The sequence below is a fragment of the Pirellulales bacterium genome, from assembly GCA_019636335.1.
Taxonomy (GTDB): domain Bacteria; phylum Planctomycetota; class Planctomycetia; order Pirellulales; family JAEUIK01; genus JAHBXR01.
The window spans coordinates 22834-44907 of record JAHBXR010000001.1 but is presented as its reverse complement, the minus strand read 5'-3'; the positions used below and the strand labels follow the sequence as shown (position 1 = coordinate 44907).

19 protein-coding genes are annotated in these 22074 nt (G+C 63.9%); 16 read left to right on the top strand and 3 right to left on the bottom strand.

All coding sequences use genetic code 11. From position 1 onward, the window contains the following. The first annotated feature begins 131 nt into the window (after positions 1 to 131). Entirely contained in the window at positions 132 to 293 is a 162-nt protein-coding gene (locus KF708_00180; protein ID MBX3411102.1) for a hypothetical protein, read from the top strand. A 51-nt stretch (positions 294 to 344) separates the two neighbouring features. Here KF708_00180 and KF708_00175 read toward each other — a convergent pair whose 3' ends face one another. The 3 genes from KF708_00175 to pgl all read right to left on the bottom strand — a co-directional run bounded on the left by KF708_00175 (position 345) and on the right by pgl (position 4714). After that, positions 345 to 2006 carry an AarF/ABC1/UbiB kinase family protein gene (locus tag KF708_00175; GenBank protein ID MBX3411101.1) on the bottom strand — a complete coding sequence of 554 codons (1662 nt, stop codon included), beginning with the start codon at positions 2004 to 2006 and terminating at the stop codon, positions 345 to 347. A gap of 104 nt (positions 2007 to 2110) precedes the next feature. Further along, positions 2111 to 3856 carry a trypsin-like peptidase domain-containing protein gene (locus tag KF708_00170; protein ID MBX3411100.1) on the bottom strand — a complete coding sequence of 582 codons (1746 nt, stop codon included), beginning with the start codon at positions 3854 to 3856 and terminating at the stop codon, positions 2111 to 2113. Positions 3857 to 3970: 114 nt separating this feature from the next. Beyond that, on the bottom strand, positions 3971 to 4714 hold the full coding sequence (gene pgl / locus KF708_00165; GenBank protein ID MBX3411099.1) for a 6-phosphogluconolactonase: 744 nt from the start codon (positions 4712 to 4714) through the stop codon (positions 3971 to 3973). A 161-nt stretch (positions 4715 to 4875) separates the two neighbouring features. Between pgl and KF708_00160 the strand changes: the two genes are divergently transcribed. The 15 genes from KF708_00160 to KF708_00090 all read left to right on the top strand — a co-directional run bounded on the left by KF708_00160 (position 4876) and on the right by KF708_00090 (position 21571). Continuing rightward, entirely contained in the window at positions 4876 to 6588 is a 1713-nt protein-coding gene (locus tag KF708_00160; GenBank protein ID MBX3411098.1) for a tetratricopeptide repeat protein, read from the top strand. Positions 6589 to 6867: 279 nt separating this feature from the next. Then, the gene (gene ndhC, locus KF708_00155) at positions 6868 to 7272 is read left to right on the top strand and encodes an NADH-quinone oxidoreductase subunit A (protein MBX3411097.1); all 405 of its coding nucleotides are present in this window, start codon (positions 6868 to 6870) and stop codon (positions 7270 to 7272) included. Next, the gene (gene nuoB, locus KF708_00150; protein MBX3411096.1) at positions 7263 to 7838 is read left to right on the top strand and encodes an NADH-quinone oxidoreductase subunit NuoB; all 576 of its coding nucleotides are present in this window, start codon (positions 7263 to 7265) and stop codon (positions 7836 to 7838) included. Before ndhC ends, nuoB begins: the two co-directional genes overlap by 10 nt. Before the next feature lie 59 nt (positions 7839 to 7897). Beyond that, positions 7898 to 8395, top strand: coding sequence for an NADH-quinone oxidoreductase subunit C (locus KF708_00145; GenBank protein ID MBX3411095.1), 498 nt, complete (start codon positions 7898 to 7900; stop codon positions 8393 to 8395). A gap of 25 nt (positions 8396 to 8420) precedes the next feature. After that, positions 8421 to 9623: an NADH dehydrogenase (quinone) subunit D gene (gene nuoD / locus KF708_00140; protein MBX3411094.1), complete on the top strand. Its 1203-nt coding sequence runs from the start codon at positions 8421 to 8423 to the stop codon at positions 9621 to 9623. A 68-nt stretch (positions 9624 to 9691) separates the two neighbouring features. After that, on the top strand, positions 9692 to 10177 hold the full coding sequence (locus tag KF708_00135) for an NAD(P)H-dependent oxidoreductase subunit E (GenBank protein ID MBX3411093.1): 486 nt from the start codon (positions 9692 to 9694) through the stop codon (positions 10175 to 10177). Positions 10178 to 10183: 6 nt separating this feature from the next. Beyond that, entirely contained in the window at positions 10184 to 11539 is a 1356-nt protein-coding gene (gene nuoF, locus KF708_00130) for an NADH-quinone oxidoreductase subunit NuoF (GenBank protein ID MBX3411092.1), read from the top strand. Positions 11540 to 11565: 26 nt separating this feature from the next. After that, positions 11566 to 13185, top strand: coding sequence for a 2Fe-2S iron-sulfur cluster binding domain-containing protein (locus KF708_00125; protein MBX3411091.1), 1620 nt, complete (start codon positions 11566 to 11568; stop codon positions 13183 to 13185). 30 nt (positions 13186 to 13215) lie between these two features. Next, on the top strand, positions 13216 to 14418 hold the full coding sequence (gene nuoH, locus KF708_00120; protein ID MBX3411090.1) for an NADH-quinone oxidoreductase subunit NuoH: 1203 nt from the start codon (positions 13216 to 13218) through the stop codon (positions 14416 to 14418). A 36-nt stretch (positions 14419 to 14454) separates the two neighbouring features. Further along, the gene (locus tag KF708_00115; GenBank protein ID MBX3411089.1) at positions 14455 to 14988 is read left to right on the top strand and encodes an NADH-quinone oxidoreductase subunit I; all 534 of its coding nucleotides are present in this window, start codon (positions 14455 to 14457) and stop codon (positions 14986 to 14988) included. Then, complete coding sequence (locus tag KF708_00110; GenBank protein ID MBX3411088.1) at positions 14985 to 15782, top strand: NADH-quinone oxidoreductase subunit J; 798 nt, start codon at positions 14985 to 14987, stop codon at positions 15780 to 15782. The genes KF708_00115 and KF708_00110 overlap by 4 nt, the downstream gene beginning before the upstream one ends. After that, a complete protein-coding gene (gene nuoK, locus KF708_00105; GenBank protein ID MBX3411087.1) occupies positions 15775 to 16221 on the top strand; it encodes an NADH-quinone oxidoreductase subunit NuoK in 447 nt (148 codons plus the stop codon). Before KF708_00110 ends, nuoK begins: the two co-directional genes overlap by 8 nt. Further along, positions 16214 to 18337: an NADH-quinone oxidoreductase subunit L gene (gene nuoL, locus KF708_00100; GenBank protein ID MBX3411086.1), complete on the top strand. Its 2124-nt coding sequence runs from the start codon at positions 16214 to 16216 to the stop codon at positions 18335 to 18337. Before nuoK ends, nuoL begins: the two co-directional genes overlap by 8 nt. Continuing rightward, positions 18337 to 19983, top strand: coding sequence for an NADH-quinone oxidoreductase subunit M (locus tag KF708_00095; protein MBX3411085.1), 1647 nt, complete (start codon positions 18337 to 18339; stop codon positions 19981 to 19983). Before nuoL ends, KF708_00095 begins: the two co-directional genes overlap by 1 nt. After that, entirely contained in the window at positions 19973 to 21571 is a 1599-nt protein-coding gene (locus tag KF708_00090; protein ID MBX3411084.1) for an NADH-quinone oxidoreductase subunit N, read from the top strand. The genes KF708_00095 and KF708_00090 overlap by 11 nt, the downstream gene beginning before the upstream one ends. The last annotated feature ends 503 nt before the right edge of the window (positions 21572 to 22074 follow it).

Genomic DNA, 22074 nt, shown 5'->3' with positions numbered 1-22074 from the left:
CCGCCGACGGGGCAAGCCGGGCAGACCTCGACGGCCGTGACGGTCACGATCAACTGACCGTACTTTTCCAGCCGATGCGGGTATGCGTGCCCACGCGTGGCACGATCCGATCCCACCCGAGGCGGCCATCGATGTCAGACTCTCACTGCGAGACCCTCCCTCCGTTGCTCGATCTCGAACTCCGCCAGGCCGAGTTGCTGCGACAAATCGAAGCGCTCGATCTGCGCGTCGAAAAGACGCTGGCCGAAGTTTTGCGGCAACGTGCCGCCAACGAGGCCGCCCGCTCGAAATAAGCGCCCTCAGGCGCGGCCGGGCTGCGTGGCAAGCATGGGCTCGCGGCGCGGCTATTCGCGCCGGTCGAGATGACCCGACTTGTTGATGGCGCGGAAAAGCCGCAATCCCATCACGAAACTAATCACCGCGCCCAGCCCCCCGAGGATCGAAATCCCTTGAATCGAGGGGCCGACCTCGCGGCTCATCAGCAACGACGAGCCCACGAAGAGCGCGCTGGTCAGTAGCCCCATGACCAGCCTGTTCACCGACGGCTCGAGCCCGCGGTGGTCGAGGTGGACGTCGAACTTGCCGCTCTGCACCTGCTGCATGATGTCCATCAAGCCACGCGGCAGGATGTCGAGCAGGTGCTGCATCTCGCTGTAAAAACGGCGCAGCTTCCGCACGTGACGGGCCGGCGAGAGTCGGCGCCAGATCAGTTGCTTCTGATAGGGACGCATGACATCCACCAGGTTAAAGTGCGGATTGAGCAGCCGCGACGTCCCCTCCAGCATCACGAGCACCTTGATCAGCATCGCCACACGCGTGGGCAACATGATCTGGTAGCGGCGGATCATGTCGGTGATCTCGGTGAGCGCGCCGCTCAGATCGAACGAATCGAGCGGCTGCGTCGTGTAATGCGAAACGAAGTCGGCCACGTCGACCGACAGCGCCGCGTGATCGAGCTGCGGCGGCACTTCGCCCAGTCGCGTGATGATCGTGGTGAGCAGCATGGCATCGCGATTCGCAATCGCCAGCAGCATTTCCTCGATATCCTCGCGCAATTGCTCGTCGATGCGCCCGACCATGCCATAATCGAGCAGACCGATCACATTCCCTTCGAGAATCAGAATGTTGCCCGGGTGCGGATCGGCGTGATAGAAGCCGTGCGTGAAGATCATCTCCAGATAGGCCTCGGCGCCGCGCCGGGCCACCTCTTGCAGATCGTAGCCCGCCCCGACCAGCCGCGTCGTCTCGGCCAGCTTGATGCCTTCGAGCAGCTCCATCGTGAGCACGCGCCCCGTCGACAGCTCGGGAAAGGACCGCGGCACGTGGATCGTGGCATCGGTCTCGAACTCGTGCGCGAACTCCTGCATGTGCCGCTCTTCGCGGCCGAAATCGAGCTCCCGAATCAGGATGCGCTGGAACTCGGCCGCCGTGGCGTGCGGCCGGTAGTTGGCGAACTCGGGAATCCGCTCGGCCAGCAGTGCCAGCCCGGAGAGAATGTCGAGGTCGATCCGCACGCGTTCCTGGATGCCGGCGTGCTGCACCTTGACGGCGACCGGCTCACCCGAGCGCAGCCGCGCGCGGTGGACCTGCCCGATCGAGGCCGAGGCGAGTGCCTGCGGCTCGAACTCGGCAAAGAGATCCTCGATCTCTTGCCCCAGTTCCGAGCGAATCGTATCGCGGACCACGGCGTAATCGTCGGCCGGCGTATCGGACTGCAGGTGCTCGAGCTCGTCGGCCAGCTCGCGTCCGACGACATCGGGACGCGTGCTGAGAATCTGCCCCAGCTTGATGAAGGTGGGCCCCAGCTCAGTCAGGGCCAGTCGGATGCGCGCCTGCGTCGTGTGCCGGGCGAGCATCTCGCCACTGCGATCTTTGAAGATCCCCTTGGCGAACTCGAGATCGAGCCGGCTGATCCAATCGGCCAGCCCGTACTTGCTCAAGACGGACAGGATCTCGCGCCACCGGTTCAGGTTGCGGTAGAGCTGCGGAATCGTCGTGATCTTGATCGTGACCAAGGGGCTTCTACTTCTCTTGGCTTGCGACACTGCGCCGTAGCGATGGCCACGACGAGTCTCCCAGCATCCAGCCCGCTCGGGTCGCGCCAGCCCGACTAGGGACGCATCCCCATGCGCGTTTGCAGATCGGCAATCGCTCCTCCGAACGCCGCACGTCGACCATCCTCACGCGATTGAATCTTGGACCGTGAATTAACCGAGCGGGCCGCGGCCACCAGCCGTCGATTCTGCTGTTCGAGCCTCATCACCGACTTGCGGAACGTCGCTTCGTTGTCGGCCAAACCTGCCAGCCTCTCTTCCAGATCGGCGTGAGCCTTGGCCAGATCTTCGTCGAGCACCGGCGGCATGTCGGCCGTAACGTAGTTCTTGACGATCTCGCCCCCTTCGACAAGGTGCGAGGAGACCAATTGTCCGGCCTTGTATTCCTGTACCAACGATAGATTGTCGTCACGGAATCGGCAAAGGATGCCGTGCAGCTTTCCTCTGGCATATTGTGCAAAAACGGATCGTTCGCCGGTGGTGGTCCAGGTCAACAGGTTTCCGTGGCGTTGGGCGTCGTCGTAATTGGCGATCGTGGCGATTACACCGGTTTCGTACAGGGCAGCCACGCAGCCGTGAAAGCGTCCCTGGCGGTGCGAAACCAAGGCCCAGGGCCGGCCGCTGTTGAACGTGAGTACATGGACCGGCACCCGCGGGGGAAACATGGCGTTGAAATCGTTCACCCCCTCGAGAAAGATCGCGCCGATGTGTACCAACGTGCCCGACGGCAAAAGGATCACCGGCTCACCAGAATGGCCTTCTCCGGCGATAGTCTCTGCCGGCGCGTTGGGGAGTGGCACGAATTCGCCATTCAGCTTTTTGAACTCGGCCAACACATCGAGCGAGCTGATCGCGAAATTCATGTTCTGGCCACGCACCATCGTCCAGGTATTCAGCCCCACGACGCGCCCTTGCATGTCGATCAACGGCCCGCCGCTGTTGCCCGAGGAGATGGGGGCCGTCGTTTGTATCCAGTAGGCGTCGGCCGCGTAGGCCTTCAGGCTGGGCTCGATCTTGGCCAGTTCGCTCCCCTTGCGCACGGCACTGACGTTCCCCTCGGAAACGGTGAAGTCGAATCGCAACGGGGCGCCGATCGTCAGCACGTGCTCTCCCTTGCGCGGCAGCGCATCGAGCAGCGGCAACGGCTTGACCTTCACCCGGGCGTGATCGACGAGCAGGATGGCCACGTCTCGCGACTCGTCCCAGCGGCAGCATCCCAGCATGGGCAGCTTCGTACCATCGCGGAATTCCACTTCGATCTTCGACGTGCCTTCGATGACGTGATGGTTCGTCACGATGTGCCCCGACTCGTCGATCAGCACTCCGCTCCCCAGGGATAGGCCATCCTTGAGCTTGCCGTAGATTCGCACCACGCTTTGCTCCACCCGTTCCACCAACTCGGGCAAGGCCTGCACCGGTTGGCTCGACGTGGGGGCCGGCGGGGGAACCGATGCCGTCACCGGCGCCGGTGACGGCGACTCCTGGGGTGCGGCCTTGTCCGATCGCCGAGGAGTGTTCGTCGGGGGAGGCGTGTCGACCGCGTCGGCATTCTTGGCCAGGTAAACGCGATCCGACGTGCTGAGCTCATCCAACGTCAAACGCACCACGCTGCCGTCGGTCTTCTTCAGCCGTACGAAGCCGTCGCCCAACTCGATGAGCTCGGCCTTGAAGCGGAATTTGCCCGCGGGATCGCGCCACATGCGAGGCTCGGCCCGCACCGAGGAAGCGACGACGAAGCAGAGCAAGACAACGATCGCCATCGCGGCGCGGCGGCGCGCGCCCCACAGATACCTAAGCCCCATCGAAGGTGCCCCCCTTAGGTGGATCGAACGAACGAGATCAACAGCCGCTGATCCTAGGCCAGTCGAGGGGCCGCTGTCCAGTTTTTCCCGGCACTTTTTGTCGGGTACCGAACGTCAGTCGATCAAGCGCGCCGCGGCGCGATCGAGCAACCAGGTGAGTTTGCCTTGCGCGGGACGAATGATCTGCGCGGGATAACGATCGGGATCGAACAAGCTGCGCCGCACGGCCTGCAGCGCCTCGGCCTTGTCCTCGCCTCGAATCATGAACGTCACCTGCCGCGCCCCGTTCAATACCGGCGGGGTCAGTGTGATGCGAAACGACTTGAACTTCTCGACCCAAGGGGCCGCAACCAGCTTCACCGACTCATGAATCACGTCGGTGCCTGGAAACAGCGACGCCGTGTGCGCATCGGGCCCCATGCCGAGCAGTACCAGATCGAACGTCGGGAACCCGCCCGCCGCCAACTCGAAGACGCGGCGAATATCGGCCTCGTAATCAGCGGCGGCCGCCGCGGCGTCGGGATTTTCGGCCCGCACCCGGTGGATGTTCTCGGGCGGAATGGGCACCTGATCGAGCAACGCTTCGCGCGTCATGCGATAATTGCTCTGCGGGTCTTCCGGACCGACATGCCGCTCGTCCCCCCAAAACACCTGCACGTTCTGCCAGGCGATGCGCGACCGATGGCTCGCTTGCTCGGCCGCCAGCAAGGCGTACATCGAGCGGGGCGTCGAACCTCCGGAGAGGGCCACCAGGAATCGCCCACGCAAACGGATCGCCTCATCGGCCGCCGCGACGAACAATTCGGCGGCCGCGTGATCGAAGTCGGAAACGGAATCGAAGATACGCAGCTCTGGCACGGGTCACTCGCGGGTAGGCTATCCTCGGAAAGCAGACAAGCCGGGAGACATCGAACGGCAGGCGTGGCGTATCATATCAGGCAGCGACCCTTTGTCGCGAGTCCACGTGCGCGTGGATCGTGCCGTCATCCCCGACTTCGAATTTTCTTGGCGAGCGTTTTGTGGAAGAGCGTCGGTCGCTGCGTCGTTCGGTCACCTGCCTGGCGATACTGCTCGCCGCCGTCGCGCTCGTGTATGGCCAGACGCTCAGGCACGATTTTTCTGCCTGGGACGATGAGTTCAATATCCCGGGCAATAAAAATCTACATCCCATTTCGTGGCAGGGTATATGGAATCACTGGCGCAAACCCTACGGCGCGCTCTACATCCCGGTGACCTACACGTTCTGGGGTTTGGAATCGTGGCTGGCCACCACCTCGGACGAGAGCAATGCTGCCACGATCCACCCCGGGGTTTTTCATGCCGGCAACCTGCTGCTCCATGCGGCGAATGTCGCGCTCGTGTGGAGCATCTTACGGCGCACCATCCGCGCCGATCTCCCGGCTCTGTGCGGCGCGCTGCTCTATGCGGTGCATCCCTTGCAGGTCGAGTCGGTCGCCTGGGTGACGGAGACCAAAGGACTGCTTAGCGCCACGTTCGGCTGGCTCGCGATCTGGCTCTATACGCGCGAGACGGAAGATCCCGCGCTCGAGAAAGGGCCGCTCGTACGATTGCAACTCGCGACGACGTGTCTGCTGGCGATCGCGTTGCTGGCGAAACCCTCGGCGGTAGTCTTTCCTGGCATCGCCTGGGTCCTGGATATTTGCTTTCGAGGTCGCGCTGGGCGGCAATCGCTGTTGGTGCTCTGGCCCTGGTTGGCGATCGCGGCAATCGCCATCGCCTCGACCTCCTGGATCCAGTCGGGGGACGAAGTCCCTTTCACCCCTCCCCCGGTCTGGCAACGCCCCTTCATCGCGGGAGACGCGATCGCGTTCTACCTCTGGAAGCTCGTGCTGCCCGTGAATTTGGCCATCAGCTACAGCCGTACCCCGACCCACGTGCTGGAGTCGGGCATCGCCTATGTCTCTTGGCTGCTTCCCGTCGTCTTGGCAGGCGTGCTCGCCGCGCTGCGCGCACGCCGCGTTTACCTGGGCGCGTTGGCAATCTTCGTGATCGGCATGCTGCCGGTGCTGGGATTCGTGCCGTTTTCGTATCAGGGCAACTCGACCGTGGCCGATCGCTACGTCTATTATGTGTCGATGCTGGGGCCCTCCCTGGCCGTGGCGTGGATTCTCGCGCGGCACTCGCACGCACTTCTGTATGGGGCTTTCGGCGTACTCGCGCTGATGCTCGCCGGTCTGAGCACCTGGCAGGCCTCCTATTGGCGGACCGATACGGAATTGTTCCGCCGCACGGTCGAGGTAAATCCTCGCACCTATATCGTGCGGGCCATGCTCGCCTATGAGTTGTGGCATGCCGACCCGCCCGATCTCCCGGGAGCGATTGCAGAGTTTCGCCAGTCGATCCCCCACTCGCACGAGCCCGCCAAGCCGCACACGGCCCTGGGCATGCTCTTTTACTCGACGGGCAACTTCGACGAAGCGTTGCAGGAATACAGTCTCGCCCTGGAACTCGATCCCCGGCTGGCAGCCGCCCACAATGGCCGGGGCGCGACGCTACTGGCAAGAGGTCGTAGGTCGGAGGCCCTGACCGCCTTCCGGCGTGCGACCGAAGTCGATCCGAAATATTCGACCGCCTGGTTCAATATGGCTCGCGTGCTGCACCAAAATGGAGACAAAGCCGGCGCGATTGAGACGATGCGCTATGGCCTGAAGACGAGCGAAAGTCCCCACCCGCCCGAGCAAGCGCTGCTCGAGGCCTGGCTGGTGGAGTAGTGGGTAGGGGGCAGTTGACGACCGCCCACCTTCCACGCCCAAATCCTGACCACTGGCCACTAACCCCTGACCACTGCCCACTTGCCACTCCCCCCTCGCCAAACGTCCAATTCCGGGATAATGGCGACCCTTGACCATTTCGCTATCACCCCGCTAAGATGCCGTCGCGGCTCGACTTGGCGTCGGGCCTTCTTTTCGGCCCCCTTTGTGAAACGATTCACAAAGTAGGCCGGAGGGACGCCTTAGCAAGGATGCGATCGCGTCGAGGCCGATCAAGCGATGATCACAAAACTGGCTGCCGTACCGATCCTGCTCTTCGTCCTGGCCGGGACGCTGCTGGCGGTCGGTATGCTCGTCGCCGCCAAGGTGCTGGGCCCCAAACGGGACGGCCGGGTCAAGCAAATGCCCTACGAGAGCGGCATGGACCCGATCCATGACGCCCGGCGGCGTTTCGACGTCCGCTTTCACCTGGTGGCGATCGCCTTCCTGGTCTTCGACGTCGAATTGTTGTTCCTTTACCCCTGGGCCGTGGCCGCGCGGAATCCGGCTGGGCTCGATGCCGCGGTCGCCGAAGGGCTGGTCGTCAGCCGGGGTCTCGTCTTCGGCGAAGTGATGATCTTTATCGCCCTGCTGGCGGCGGGCTTTGTCTACGCGTGGCGGAAGGGAGTTTTCCAATGGCGATAGAGGTCCCGGAAAACGTCGTCGTCACCAAGCTCGACGAGCTGGCCAGTTGGTGCCGCAAGAACAGCCTGTGGCCGATGCCTTTCGCCACGGCCTGCTGCGGTATCGAGTTGATGGCCACCGGGGCCAGCAAGCACGATCTGGCCCGCTTCGGCGCCGAGGTGTTTCGCTTTTCGCCTCGCCAGTGCGATCTGATGATCGTGGCCGGCCGGGTGGTGATGAAGATGTTGCCCGTGCTGCAGCGCATCTGGCAGCAGATGCATGAGCCGAAGTGGTGCATCTCGATGGGGGCTTGTGCCTCGACGGGGGGCATCTTCGATACCTACGCCGTGGTGCAGGGGATCGACCGGTTCATTCCGGTCGACATGTATGTCCCCGGCTGCCCGCCTCGTCCCGAGCAACTGATTCAGGCGATCATCGACCTGCAGGACAAGATCCAGCGCGAAGGGACGATCGGCGGCGAGGAATTCCGCCTGCGTCAGCGCCAGCAGCCGAAACGCGCCCTGGTCGAGTTGCCGCCGTACGCGGCGCTCGGCACCCCTTCGCAACCGCAAACGAATCGACTCTGAGCGCGCACGATTAAGTTTATCGCGAGCAAGCAACCGCCAGCCTTAGCCCACCGCCCCGCATGGCCACGCCCGAAACGATCGACGCCCTGACGCACGCCTACCCGGGCCTCGCCACGAGCGAGTTCCGCGGCGAGACGCGAGTCGTCGTCCCTCGCGATCAACTCCTTGCCCTGTTCCAGTGGTTGCGCGATGCGCGGCACTTCGACCTGCTGGTCGACGTTACCTGCGTCGACTACCTGCAATACCGCAACGCACCCGATCGCTTCGGACTCGTCTATCTGCTGGCGCAGAGCGAGACGAACGAGCGGATCACGTTGCGATGCTACGTGGGAGAAGTCGACCTGACGGTCCCCTCGGCGGTGCCGCTGTGGGAAGGAGCCAACTGGCTCGAGCGCGAGGTGTACGACATGTTCGGCATCCAGTTCGAGGGGCATCCCGACTTGCGGCGCATTCTCATGCCGGAAGAGTTCGTCCCCTTCCCCTTGCGGAAAGACTACCCGCTGCAGGGTCGTGGCGAGCGTCACAACTTCCCCGTTCTCACGCGAGCGGAGAGCTGACGTGGCGCATACTTTCGAAGAAGCCATCGAAACGTCTGGCCACACGTCCGAGCAGGACTATCTCTGGACGTTGAACTTCGGCCCGCAACATCCGGCGACCCACACGACGTTGCGCATCGTGCTGAAACTCGACGGCGAGCGCGTCGTCGACGCGATTCCCGATATCGGCTACCTGCACTCGGGCTTCGAGAAGATCGGCGAGCACCTCGACTACAACCAATACGTCGCGGTGACCGATCGCATGAATTACATCTCGCCGCTGGCCAACAACGTGGCCTGGCATCATGCGGTCGAGAAGCTGCTGGGGCTCGAGATCACGCCACGCTGCAAGTATATTCGCACGATCATCGCCGAGTTGGCCCGTATCAGCGACCACCTGTTGTGCAACGGGGCCGTGGGACTCGATACCGGCGCGTTCACGTTCTTCCTCTACGCGTTCAACCAGCGCGAGACGCTCTACGAGGCGTTCGAGACGCTGTGCGGAGCCCGCTTCACGACGAGCTACACCCGCGTCGGCGGCTTGCTGCACGATGCCACGCCGCTGTTCATCGAACAAGTGCGGCGCTTCGTGCGCGAGTTTCCTCGCACGCTCGACGACATGGAGCGACTGCTCAATCGCAATCGCATCTTCGTCGATCGTACGAAGGGGGTGGGTATCCTGACGAAAGAGGAGGCCCTCTCGCGCAGTTGCACGGGCCCCATTTTGCGAGCGAGCGGCGTGGCTCGCGACCTGCGCAAGGACGAGCCCTATCTGGCCTACCCGGATTTCGACTTCCAGGTGTGCGCCGCGACGACGGGAGATTGCTTTGCCCGTTATCTCGTGCGCATGGCCGAGATGCGCGAGAGTTTGAAGATCGTCGAGCAGGCGATCGAGAATCTGCCGGCCGGTCCGATCAATGTGGGGAACGAGCAGCGCACGATCATTCCCGACAAGCGCATGGTCTATTCGACTATCGAAGGGTTGATCTCGCACTTCGAGTTGAAGATGAGCAATCGCGGCTTCGAGACGCCCCACGAAGAATCGTACGCGGCGATCGAGAGCCCGAACGGCGAGTTGGGCTTCTACGTCGTGGGGGATGGCCGCGATATCGCCTACCGCGCCCGTTGCCGCCCCCCTTCTTACATCCACTTCGCCGTGTTCCCGCATCTGATCCGCGGTCACACCCTGTCGGATGTGGTCGCCGTGTTGGGCAGCTTGAACATCATTGCCGCCGAGTTGGATCGATAGACCAAGAACAGGCTTGTATCGAAGGTTGTCAGGTACGCCCGTACCTGACCTACAAGAGTCCGTAACCGATGCCGAACGAATCCCGCATCCTGACCGATGAGATGATCGCCGAGATCAAGGCGTACTTCCCGCGCTATCCGACGCGGCGGGCAGTGACCCTGCCGGCGTTGCACATCGTGAACGAGCACTTGCGCTACGTGCCGCTACGGGCGGTGGAAGAAGTGGCCGAACTGCTCGGCCTCGCCCCGGCCGAGGTGCAGGACACGCTGACGTTCTACGGCTTCTTCAAGCAAGACCAGCCGCACGGTCGGACGCGGGCCTGGGTCTGTCGCTCGATCAGTTGTGCGCTGCGTGGCGGCGAGGAGATCCTCGAACATCTTTGCCATCAGGCGGGGGTGCAGCCGGGCCAAACCACGGCCGACGGCAAGCTGACGCTCGAGTTTGGCGAATGCCTGGGCGCCTGCGAGTTTGCTCCCTGCATGCTCGCCGGTCGCACGTTGCACAAGAATCTCACCCCGGAATCGGCCGACGAGTTTCTCGCGGCGTTGGAGTAATCGCGCGTGGCACGCTTCGAGCCAGTACTGCTGGCGAACATCGATCGCGAGAACAGCCATCGGCTGTCGGTCTACGAATCGACCGGCGGCTATCAGGCGCTGCGCCGCGTGCTGGCCGAGATGGACCCTGTGGCCTTCACCGAACTGGTGAAGTCGAGCAATCTGCGCGGGCGCGGCGGCGCCGGTTTCCCCACCGGGCTCAAGTGGACCTTCCTGCCGAAGGGACACCCCGGCCCGATCTACATGTGCATCAACGCCGACGAGAGCGAGCCGGGCACGTTCAACAATCGCGTGCTGATGGAAGAAGACCCCCATCAGGTGATCGAAGGCATCATTCTCAGTTCGTTCGCCACGCGCGCCACGACCGCCTATATCTATCTGCGGTACGAGTACCCGCTGTCGTACGAACGTCTGCAGGGGGCGATCGACGAGGCCTACGCCGCCGGCTATCTCGGCAAAAACATCCAAGGCTCCGACTTCTCCCTCGATATCTATCTGCACCGTGGGGCGGCCGCCTATATCTGCGGCGAAGAGACCGGGCTGATCGAAAGCCTCGAGGGCAAGCGGGCCTGGCCGCGCATCAAGCCGCCTTTCCCGGCGGTCGAAGGGGTCTTCCGCAAGCCGACGGTGGTGAACAATATCGAGACGGTCTGCTGCGTGAAGCAGATCGCCCAGCGCGGCGTCGACTGGTTCAAGTCGATCGGCGTGCCGGCCGATCCGAAGAACTCGCGCGATCCCGGCAGCTACGGGCCGAAGCTCTACTGCCTGAGCGGTCACGTCGAACGCCCCGGCTGCTACGAGGCGCCGCTGGGCATCACCTGCCGCCAATTGATCGACGAGTACGGCGGCGGCGTCTGGAAGGGACGCCGCGCGAAGGCCGCCATCCCCGGCGGCATCAGCATGGGGCTGTTGACCGAGGCCGAACTCGACACACCCCTCGATTTTGCCGGACCGGGCAAGGTCGGCTGCCTGGGGCTCGGCACGGCCGCCGTCGTCGTCATGGACGAGACGGTCAGCATGGTCGACTTCCTCTACAACAGTTGCCGCTTCTTCGCCCACGAGAGTTGCGGACAATGCACCCCCTGCCGCGAAGGCACGGAGTGGAGCGTGCGCATGCTAGCGCGGATCAAGGCGGGCAAGGGGCGCTTGCGCGATCTCGATCTGTTGCTCGAAATCGGCGACACGATCGGCATCATCCCCGGCACGACGATCTGCGGCCTCGCCGACGGCGCCGCCTGGCCGATCAAGAATGCCATTCGCAAGTTCCGCGACGAGTTCGAAGACTATATCAAGCGTACGAATCCCACCGGCTACCTGGTGACCGATCCGGTCCCGGCGCTCCAGGTGGTCAGTTTGCACTAAGGAAACCGTCCGAAAGACGGCACGACATGGGCACGGTAATCGTAGACGGGATCGAGGTCGCGATCGGCGACGACGAACACCTCAACGGCATTGAGGTCGCGCGCCGCGCCGGCATCGAGATTCCGCACTATTGCTGGCACGCGGGCCTCTCGGTCGTGGCCAGTTGCCGCATGTGCCTGGTCGAAAGTGGCACGCGCAATCCCGACACGGGCGAAATCACGGTCGTGCCGAAGCTCGTTCCCGCCTGCCAGACCCCCGCCAAAGACAACACCGTCTTCGTGACGAACTCCGACCGCGTGAAGCACAGCCGGGCCTTTGTCGAAGAGGCGCTGTTGATGGATCACCCCATCGACTGCCCCATCTGCGACAAGGCGGGGGAGTGCCACCTGCAGGACTACTTCTTCGAGCACGGACAGGCCCAACGCCGCGCCGATATCCGCCCCTTCACCAGCAAGAAGCGCGACGTCGGCCCCACGGTCACGCTGTTTGCTGATCGTTGCGTCATGTGTACCCGTTGCGTCCGCTTCACCCGCGAGATCACCGGCACGTCGGAGTTGATGGTCATCGACCGCGGCAGCCACGACGAAATTGACGTCTTCCCAGGACATCCGCTCGATAACCGCATGTCGGGCAACGTCGTGGATTTGTGCCCGGTCGGCGCGCTGGGGGATAAAGATTTCCTCTACGAGCAACGCGTCTGGTTCATGGAGAAGCACGACGGCGTCTGCACCGGCTGCTCCACGGGGTGCTCGATCTCGGTCGAGGAGAATCAGGACACGGTCTACCGCTTGAAGCCGCGCGAGAATCCCCGCATCAACCAGTGGTGGATGTGCGACGAGGGACGCTACGGCTACCACCACGTCCACAGCACGAAGCGCCTGGTCGGCGCCGTGCGGCGCGATGCCAGCGGCGCCACCGCGATCGAGTGGGAACAGGTCTTCAGCGAATTGCCTGCGCGTTTGCAGGGGGCTGGTCCGCTGGCGGCGGTGATTTCGCCCCACCTCACGGTGGAAGAAGCGTATCTGCTCGCCACGTATATCCGCCAGATCGATCCCGCCGCGCGGCTGGTCGTCGGTCCCGTGCCCGTCGAAGGTACGGACGAGACGTTCCCCAACGGTTTCACGATCCGCGCCGAGAAGTGTCCGAATCGCCGCGGCGTGGAAGAAATCGTCAAGCACTTCGGCTGCGAGTCGGAAGTTTACGAGGCCGTGCAGAGCGACGTCGCTGCCGGATTGATCGGCGGCGTCTGGGTCAGCGGCGGTTACAAGACCGACACGTTCGACGCGGCCGCGGCGCAGGCGCTCTCGTCGGGCAAGCTGCTGGTCGTGCAGGACTTGTTCGCCTCGCCGGTAACGGAGGTGGCTGATTATCAACTGCCCGGCCCTGCCTTTCCCGAACGCGAAGGCTCCTACGTGAATTGCGCCGACCGCTTGCAATCGGTCCCCTGGGCCATTCGTTCGCCCGCGGGCGTGCGCACCGATGGCTCGGTGTTGTGGCGTTTGCTCGGGCGCGCAGGCCTGTACCGGTCGCGCACCGTGCTGGATGAAATCGCCGCGACGATTCCCTACTTCGCCCTGGCCGCCGGCCCGGTGTCGCCCCAAGGGGTGGCCCTGAGCGAGACGACCCCGGCGACCACGACTACGTGATCGGCCAGCCCAAGGATTGAGCTACCCCCCATGACTGCCATCGTCGTTGAAGCACTGGTAAAGATCGTCCTGCTGTGCTTCGCGCTCATGACCGCCGCGGCGTATCTCGTGCTGCTCGAGCGCTGGATCGCCGCCTGGGTGCAAGACCGTCTCGGTCCAAACCGAGTCGGCATCCCGCTGACCAAGATCAAGATGTTCGGCCTCGGACAGCCGCTGGCCGACGGTCTGAAATTCATCTTCAAAGAAGTCTACACGCCTTCGCACGTCGACAAGGTGCTGTATATCGTCGCGCCGATTTCGATTCTCGCGGCGGCGCTGGCCACGTTCGCCGTCATTCCCTTCGGCAGCGTGCTCCCTTCGGACCTGGGGTTCCCGCAACCTGATGGCGGACCGATTCGCCTGGTCGTCGCGCCCGGTATCGACGTGGGCATGATCTACGTCTTTGCCCTGTCGAGTCTCGCCGTGTATGGCGTGATCCTGGGAGGCTGGGCCAGCAACAACAAGTACAGCTTTCTCGGCGGCCTGCGCTCGAGCGCGCAATTGATCGCCTACGAGATTCCGCTCGGCCTGGGCATCCTGGGCGTGGTGCTGGCGGCCGGCTCGTTGCGGCTCGACACGATCATCACCTCGCAGGCCACGAGCGGTCTGTGGAACGTCCTCGTGCAACCGCTCGGCTTTCTGGTGTTTCTGATCGCGGCCTTCGCCGAAAGCGCCCGCCTGCCGTTCGACCTGCCCGAGGCCGAGCAGGAATTGATCGGCGGCTATCACACCGAGTATTCGGGCATGCCGCTGTTGCTGTACCTCATCGCCGAGTTCCTGCACATGGTGACGGCGGCCTTCTTGATCGTGATCCTCTTCTTTGGCGGCTGGCACTTCTGGGGCCTGACCGGCTCGAGCGACGAGATCGGATGGGGGACCGCGATCTTGCGCGTCGTCGTGCTGGTGGTCAAGGTGCTCGCCACGATCGTCTTCATGATGATGGTGCGTTGGAGTTGGCCCCGCTTCCGCTTCGATCAACTCATGGCGCTCGCCTGGAAGGTGATGCTGCCGTTGGGCATGGTGAATCTCGTTCTCATGGCCTCTCTCGTCGAGTATGGCGAAGACATCACCGCCACGTGGGGACGCGCCTTCCTGATTGCCGGCATGTGGATCGCTACGCTGCTTGCCTGCCTGGCGGCCGCCTGGATCGCGCCCCTGTCGGGGGACAACCGACCGCGCATGGACGCCGCCTAAACGCATTTTTTCGCCCCGGTCACACCACGACGTTTCATGAAACCAACCGACCCCAATATCCGCTGGATCGAAGAGCCTCGCCTGGGGCTGACGGGCCGCATGTACCTGCCCCTCGTCGTGCAGGGGCTGACCACCACGACGCGCCATCTGGTCAGCCCGAAGCAGACGGTGAGCTTTCCGGAAGAGCGTCCCAAGATCGGCAATCCCCTCATCTATCGCGGCGTGCATCGCCTGAACAAGGATGACGCCGGCCGCGTGAAGTGCGTGGCGTGCTTCCTGTGCGCCACGGCCTGCCCGGCGCACTGCATCGACATCATCGCCGCGCCCAGCCCCTGGCCCGATCGCGAGAAGTATCCCGAGAGCTTCGTCATCGACGAGCTGCGGTGTATCTTCTGCGGCATGTGCGAAGAGGCCTGCCCGGTCGAAGCGATCGAGTTGACCAGTCTCTTCGACCTGACGGGCCGCAGCCGCGAAGAGATGGTCTTCGACAAGGAAAAGCTGTTGAGCGTCTACGATCAGACCAAAGACGCCGAACCGATGCCCAGCCATCGCGGAGGAACGACTCCGTGAACTGGTTGACCGACAAGCTTGGCTCGCTCGGTGCGCCGGGCGCATGGATCGTCTCGCACGGCCCCCAGGCGACGTTGCTGCTGGCCACGGTGCTGGGGGGCCTCGGCATGTGGCTCATGTTGCCGCGTGGCAACGCCGGCGGACGCCGCCTGGGCGCCTTGTTGGCGGCCCTCGCCGGCGTGGTCTACGGGTCGCAACTGGTGCCGGTGGGGAGCGACGAGTGGTTCTCGGAAGCGGTCTTCCTGATCCTCGCCGCCGTGACGGTGATTTCCGCCGCCTGCACGATCACGTTCCGCAATCCCGTCTATTCGGCCATCTGGTTCGCGCTGACCTTGCTGGGCACGGCGGCGCTGTTCCTGTTCCAGGGGGCGCAGTTCCTGGCCTTGGCCACCGTGGTGGTCTATGCCGGCGCGATTTTGGTGACCTTCCTGTTCGTGCTCATGCTGGCGAATCCCAAGGGACACGCCTACTACGACCGCGTGAGCTGGGAGGCGTTCCTCTCGGCGACGGCCGGGGCCGTGATGGTCGGCATCTTGTCGATCACGCTGATGAAGGCCTTCACCACGTCGCCCGACGCGCCGAAGCTGCAGCCGCCGTCGGCCGAGGCACTCGAAAAGGACATTCTCAACACCGAGCACGTGGCTCATCTCGGAGCTCACTTGTTCAGCGAATATCTGATCGCCATCGAGGTGGCCGGCACGCTGCTGCTCGTCGCGCTCGTGGCGGCCGTATCGATTGTCGGACTCGACGAGTCGTCGCGTCGCGCGGAAAGGGCTCACGACTTCCATGGATGAAACCGCACTCCTGCGCGGCTATCTGGCGGTCGGGGCCATCTTGTTTGGCCTGGGCCTCGTCGGATTCCTCAGCCGCCGCAACATGATCGTCATGTTTCTCTCGGCCGAGATGATGCTGCAGGCCATCTCGGTGAGCCTGGTGGCCTGGGGACGCTTCCACAACAACTGGGGAGGCCAGATCCTCACCATCTTCATCCTCACGGTCGCCGCCTGCGAGGCCGCCATCGCGCTGGCCCTGGTGCTCACGCTCTATCGCCGCAGCGGCAAGCTCGACATCGTCGTGTGGCAGAACCTGCGCGAATCGTCGTTGCCGGCATACGTCGACCACGAGATTCCGGAAGAGCTCGAAGCAGACGAAAAACACTGGCCCAAGCTCACGCCCGCGGGCGTCGAGCCGCAACACAGCGAACGGGACGAGTACCACCGCACCCATGTTTGACGCCGCCACGCTGCTCACGTTGATTCCGGCGCTTCCTTTGGCAGCCGCGATCCTGACGGCCCTGCTGGGCCGCCCCGTGCTCGGTTCGCGCAGCCACTGGCCGGCGCTGTTGGCCGTGCCCACCTCCTGCGTGCTCAGCTTGATGCTGCTGTGGCACGTCTCGCACGCCGCCCACGAGGCCGAACAGGCGCACGTCGGCATCGGCTACGAAGAAGTCCACGTCCTCTGGACCTGGGCCGACGTGGTCGGCGCATACGATGGCGGGGGCATTCCGGCCGAAGCTCTCGAAGACTCCGCCCAAGCCGCGGCGGCCCAGGCCGATCCCAACCTGCCCGTCCCACGCCCGGAAAAACCGCTCAATTTCGACATTACGGTCGCGCTGCGGGCCGATCCGCTCACGTCGATCATGCTGGCGACGGTCACCTTCATCGCCTCGCTGGTCGTGATCTACTCGATCGGCTACATGCACGACGATCCCGGCTACTGGCGATTCTTTACCTACGTGCCTCTGTTCGTCTTCTCGATGACGATGCTCGTCTCGTCGAGCAACTTCCTGCTGCTGTATGTCTTCTGGGAAGCCGTGGGGGTGTGCAGCTACTTGCTCGTCGGTTTCTGGTATGAAAAACCCGCCGCCGCCGCGGCCGGCATGAAGGCCTTTCTCGTCAACCGCGTCGGCGACTTCGGGTTCGCCCTGGGCGTGTTTCTCATCTGGACCACCTACGGCACGCTCAACTTCCACGACGTGACGGTCGATGGCGTCGTGCAAACCGCGGGCGTGCTGGGGCAGTCGCGCCTGGCCGAGGGCAATTTTGTCGGCGGCACGATCGGCCTGGCCATCTGCCTGTTCCTGCTGCTCGGTGCCTGCGGCAAGAGTGCGCAGTTTCCCTTGCACGTGTGGCTGCCCGACGCCATGGAAGGCCCCACCCCCGTAAGCGCCTTGATTCACGCGGCGACGATGGTCACCGCCGGCGTGTACATGGTGACGCGCTGCTCGCCCTTGTTCCTGGCCGCGCCCGAGGCGCAGGCGATCGTCGCCCTCATCGGCGGCATCACCCTGACGCTGGGGGGCATCATCGCCCTGACGCAAACCGATCTCAAGCGCGTGCTCGCCTATTCGACCGTGAGCCAGTTGGGCTACATGTTCCTCGGGCTCGGCACGGGCACGCTGGCCGGCATCACGGCAGGCATGTTCCACTTGTTCACGCACGCCTTCTTCAAGGCGCTCTTGTTCCTCGGGGCCGGCAGCGTCATGCATGCCATGGGGGGCGTGATCGACATGCGCCGCTTCAGCGGCCTGCGGCGACTCATGCCCTGGACCCATTGGACGTTCCTCGTCGGCGGGTTGGCCCTGGCGGGTGTCATCCCCTTTGCCGGCTTCTGGAGCAAGGACGCGATCATTGCCGCCACGCACGAGCAGGCCCATCACAGCGCGAACTACGCCTGGCTCTACGGCTGGCTCTACTGGGCCGCCCTGGCCACCGCCTTCATGACCGCGCTCTACACGTTCCGCGCGTACTTCCTGACCTTCTTCGGTCCGCTCGAGGTGCCGGAAGAGGCGGGCCATCACGCGCATGAATCGCCCCCCGTGATGTGGGCGCCGCTAGCGATTCTGGCGGTGTTTGCCTTTGGCGTGGGTTGGTACTTCGAGTGGACGCACGGTTTCGTCCACTTGCTGGGTATGACCCCCTCGCTGGCTTATGCCCCGCTACGAGCGACCGGTCCCGCCGGCGAATTCCACTTCGACATCGCGCTGGTCAGCACGCTGGTTGCCGTATCGGGGGTGGGCATTGCCGCGTTCCTGTACCTGGGACGCACGACCGAGGCCTCGGTCGTGGCCGTACTCATGCGACGCCTGGGCTTGTACCAACTCTCCTACCACAAGTTTTATCTCGACGAGATCTATAACGTGCTGTTCGTCTGGCCGCTGAAGGCAATTGCCACGCTGCTGAGCGTGGTGGTCGACCGGCGCATCATCGACGGCATCGTCGATTCGTCGGCGCGGATTCCGCTTGCCATCGGGGCAGGTTTCCGCTCGCTGCAGACCGGTCTCGTGCAGTTTTACGCCCTGGCGATGGTCTTGGGGCTGCTCGTCCTCTTGGGAACCCTGCTTCGATAATGGCCACACTGCTCGTCATCACGATCTTTTCGCCTGTCGTCGGCGCGGCGGCCTGCTGGGCGCTGTCCGAAGCGGGGGTCAAGGTCGTGCGCGCGACGGCCCTCGTCTCGAGCCTCATCACGCTCGCGTTGGCCGGCTTCTGCATCTCCGAGTATCTCGCGGCCGGCGGCGGCACCGTCGACTATGGCCTGGGCTGGAACTGGCTCGGCACGTCACAATCGGGCCTCGATATTCGCTTTGCCGTGGGGCTCGACGGGCTGAGCGTATGGCTCTTCGGGCTGACGGCGCTCTTGATGCTGCCCGCCGTGCTCGTGAGCTGGGACGCCATCAACGATCGCGCGGGCGCGTTCTACGCGCTGATGCTCCTGCTCGAGACGGGCAGCATGGGGGTCTTCGCCGCGCAGGACATCATCCTGTTCTACATCTTCTTCGAATTCACGCTGATTCCGATCTTCTTCCTGATCGGTGTCTGGGGGCACGAGGATCGCCGCTTCGCCGCGATCAAGTTCTTCCTCTATACGCTCTTCGGCAGCGTCATCTCGTTCCTCGGACTGCTGGCAATCGTGATGTGGGTCTACTACCACAGCGAGCCGCGCCTGATGACCTTCTCGATACCCGAGCTGACGTCGCAACTGGCGCAGCACCCGATCGATCCTGATACGCAGTTCTGGATCTTCCTGGCGTTGTTCGCCGGATTCGCGATCAAGGTGCCGTTGTTCCCGCTCCACACGTGGCTGCCGCTGGCGCACGTGCAGGCGCCGACGGCCGGCAGCGTCGAGTTGGCGGGCGTGTTGCTGAAGATCGGCGCCTACGGTTTCTTCCGCTTCAGTCTGCCGATGCTGCCCAACGCCGCCGCCGTGGCGATGCCCTGGATCATGTGGCTCTCCGTCGCGGGCGTCATCTATGGGGCACTCGTCGCTCTGGTCCAGACCGACATGAAGAAGTTGATTGCCTACAGCAGCGTCAGCCACCTGGGCTTCTGCATGCTGGGGCTCTTTTCGCTCAATCGGCTGGGCGTGCAGGGGGGAGTCTTGCAGCTCGTGAGCCACGGCATTTCGACCGGCGGCTTGTTCGCCATCGTGGGCATGCTCTACGAGCGCTACCATACCCGCCAGATCAGCGACCTGGGGGGCCTCGCGCGGCGCACGCCGCTGCTGGCCTTCTTCATGGTGTTGTTCACGATGTCGAGCATCGGACTGCCGGGCCTGAACGGCTTTGCCGGCGAGTTTCTGCTGTTGATCGGCATGTTCCAGCGGGCCTGGACCGACGCTCCCGTGCAGATCGAATTCCACCTCAAGCTGATGTCGGTCCTCGCGTTGACGGGCGTCGTGCTGGGGGCGTGGTACATGCTCTGGCTGGTGAAACGTGTCTTCTTCGGTCCCTTGCACGAAGGGGGCCACCACGGCTCGCATCAGGGGCCCATCCGCGACATGTCGCTGCACGAAATCGCGGCGCTCGCGCCGTTGGCCCTGTTCGTCTTCTGGATTGGTCTCTATCCGAAGTTCTTCCTCGATCCGATGGCTACGACGCTCGACGATCTCGCGGCGCCGGCACAGCGTGCCATGCGTGCCGAGGATCCCCTGCCGGTGGCAGAGACACCAGCTCGACGCGAAAGTGTGCGAGAGGAGGTCGCCCGTGCCCACTGAACCGGCTTATCTTTCGAACGCCACGATCCTCTATCTCCTGCCGGAGATCACGCTGCTGGCGGTCGCCACGCTGATCTACATCGGCGGTTCGATCGTGCGTGGCACGGCGGTGTGGAGCTGGGTGGCCGCGGGTGGTTTGCTCGCCACGGCCGCAGCCCTGTGGGGCGCCAAGGGGGGCGCCGTCGACGTCGGCCCCCTCTATTCCGATGCGTTCTCGAACTACGTGCGTTGGCTGGTGTTGGTTGTCGGCCTGCTCTTCGTGTTGCTCATGTCGGGTGGCGATGATGACGAGCACGCCGCCGAACGTATCGGTTCGACCCTCATGACGCTCGTCGGCATGATGCTCGTGGCTGGCACGCGCGAACTGGTGCTGCTGTTCGTCGGGCTCGAGCTGGTCTCCATTCCCACTTACCTGCTGCTTTACCTGGGACGTGGCGACGACGGCGCTCGCGAGGCCTCGGTGAAGTATTTCTTCCTCAGCATTCTGGCCTCGGCCCTGATGCTGTATGGATTCAGCTTCTTGTACGGCGTGGGGGGCTCGACCCGCATGCCGGAGATTGCCGCCACGCTGGCCAATCCGCAGCCCGAGCTGGTGGGCTTTGCCCGGCTGGCCGGCCTGGGGTTGGTGCTGGTCTTTGCGGGGCTGGGCTTCAAGATCGCCGCCGTGCCGTTCCATTTCTACGCCCCGGATGTCTACCAAGGGACCACCAGCGCCAACGCCGGCCTGCTTTCGGTCGTGCCGAAGATCGCGGGCATCGTGGCGCTCGTGCGCATCGCCGCCATGGCGATGCCGGGGCTGTCGGAGCTGGGCTGGCAACTGGCCCTGGTGCTCTCGGCCATGACGATGACGTTGGGCAACGTCGTGGCCCTGTGGCAAGACAACGTCCGCCGCATGCTGGCCTACTCGTCAATCGCACACGCCGGTTACATGTTGATCGGCCTGGCCGTGGCCTTTGCCGGTGGCGCCGCGGTCGAAGCAGACAAAATCCAAGGCTTCGGCGCGGCGCTGCTGTATCTGGCGGTCTACGCGATTGCCACCGCGGGCACGTTCGCCGTGCTTGCCTATCTGGGCGAGCGCCAGCGCCAGGTCGATTCGGTCGACGATCTCGCCGGGCTCGGACAGACGCATCCCTTCGCGGGGCTCGCCCTGGCGATCTTCATGTTCAGCCTGGCGGGTATTCCGCCCATGGCGGGCTTCTGGGGCAAGCTGGCTCTCTTTCGCGGGGCGATCGGCATCGAAGCTGTGCCGGGCGAGGCGGTCGATCTTCGACTCTGGTTCATCGGCATCGCCGTGCTGGGTGTCGTCAACGCCGCCATCGCGGCGGCCTATTACCTGCGCATCATCAGCGCGGTGTACTTCCGTCAGCCGCGCGGCGTGTTGGCGGCCGAGGGGGGCATCGGTGCCCTGGCGGCCGGCATTCTCGCTGCCCTGCTCGTGGTGACCATTGGGCTCGCACCGGGAGCCGTCACGACCGGTTCCGATTCGGCCGGACGCGCGGTGTTGAAATCCTCTTCCCCAGCCGCCACCACGGCACAACAATCGCCGGACATGCCCGCGCTCGCCGTCGACCAATCAGCCCATCCATAGCGATTCAGTCGAATAGGCCGGCAGACATCAAGAACCGGCGTTGTTCGACGCGCACGGGTAGATTGTGCCGTAAGCTCGAATTATACATCGGTCGCCAACTCGCGCAAATTTCTGGCCTGGCGATCAAGCGGGGCGGCGGCCGTGGCGCCAAAAAACAACGCCGCCGGCACGCACTGGGTTGCCGGCGGCGTTTGGTTGGTAAGTCCCGCGACAGAGTGCCTGCTCTCGCACAGCACTCCGAGGTGCGTAGTGCCCGGATCGAATGCTAGGGGCAAGCCTTCTCCAACAGTTAAACCGCTGGAGAAAGCCTCGATCTCAGGCACGTCTCCCAACTGCCCCGCCGGGACGCGCAACTTTGGTGGTTTATACACGTGGGGGGTGACAACTAGCTGTCACAGGTAAACGAACTTGTGCCAGGAAATCTCCGACCGAAATCCGCTCGCCCCCCACCCCTGCGGCCCGCCACTGCTGCCCCTTTTAGCACTCCACGAATGGGCTCCGTG

Excerpts from the sequence above, each read along its gene's own strand:
- KF708_00125 (MBX3411091.1), top strand. The coding sequence starts at position 11,566 with ATGGGCACGGTAATCGTAGACGGGATCGAGGTCGCGATCGGCGACGAC.
- nuoK (MBX3411087.1), top strand. The coding sequence starts at position 15,775 with ATGGATGAAACCGCACTCCTGCGCGGCTATCTGGCGGTCGGGGCCATC.
- KF708_00135 (MBX3411093.1), top strand. The coding sequence starts at position 9,692 with ATGCCGAACGAATCCCGCATCCTGACCGATGAGATGATCGCCGAGATC.
- KF708_00115 (MBX3411089.1), top strand. The coding sequence starts at position 14,455 with ATGAAACCAACCGACCCCAATATCCGCTGGATCGAAGAGCCTCGCCTG.
- nuoL (MBX3411086.1), top strand. The coding sequence starts at position 16,214 with ATGTTTGACGCCGCCACGCTGCTCACGTTGATTCCGGCGCTTCCTTTG.
- nuoB (MBX3411096.1), top strand. The coding sequence starts at position 7,263 with ATGGCGATAGAGGTCCCGGAAAACGTCGTCGTCACCAAGCTCGACGAG.
- KF708_00170 (MBX3411100.1), bottom strand. The coding sequence starts at position 3,856 with ATGGGGCTTAGGTATCTGTGGGGCGCGCGCCGCCGCGCCGCGATGGCG.
- KF708_00180 (MBX3411102.1), top strand. The coding sequence starts at position 132 with ATGTCAGACTCTCACTGCGAGACCCTCCCTCCGTTGCTCGATCTCGAA.
- KF708_00095 (MBX3411085.1), top strand. The coding sequence starts at position 18,337 with ATGGCCACACTGCTCGTCATCACGATCTTTTCGCCTGTCGTCGGCGCG.
- nuoH (MBX3411090.1), top strand. The coding sequence starts at position 13,216 with ATGACTGCCATCGTCGTTGAAGCACTGGTAAAGATCGTCCTGCTGTGC.
- ndhC (MBX3411097.1), top strand. The coding sequence starts at position 6,868 with ATGATCACAAAACTGGCTGCCGTACCGATCCTGCTCTTCGTCCTGGCC.
- KF708_00145 (MBX3411095.1), top strand. The coding sequence starts at position 7,898 with ATGGCCACGCCCGAAACGATCGACGCCCTGACGCACGCCTACCCGGGC.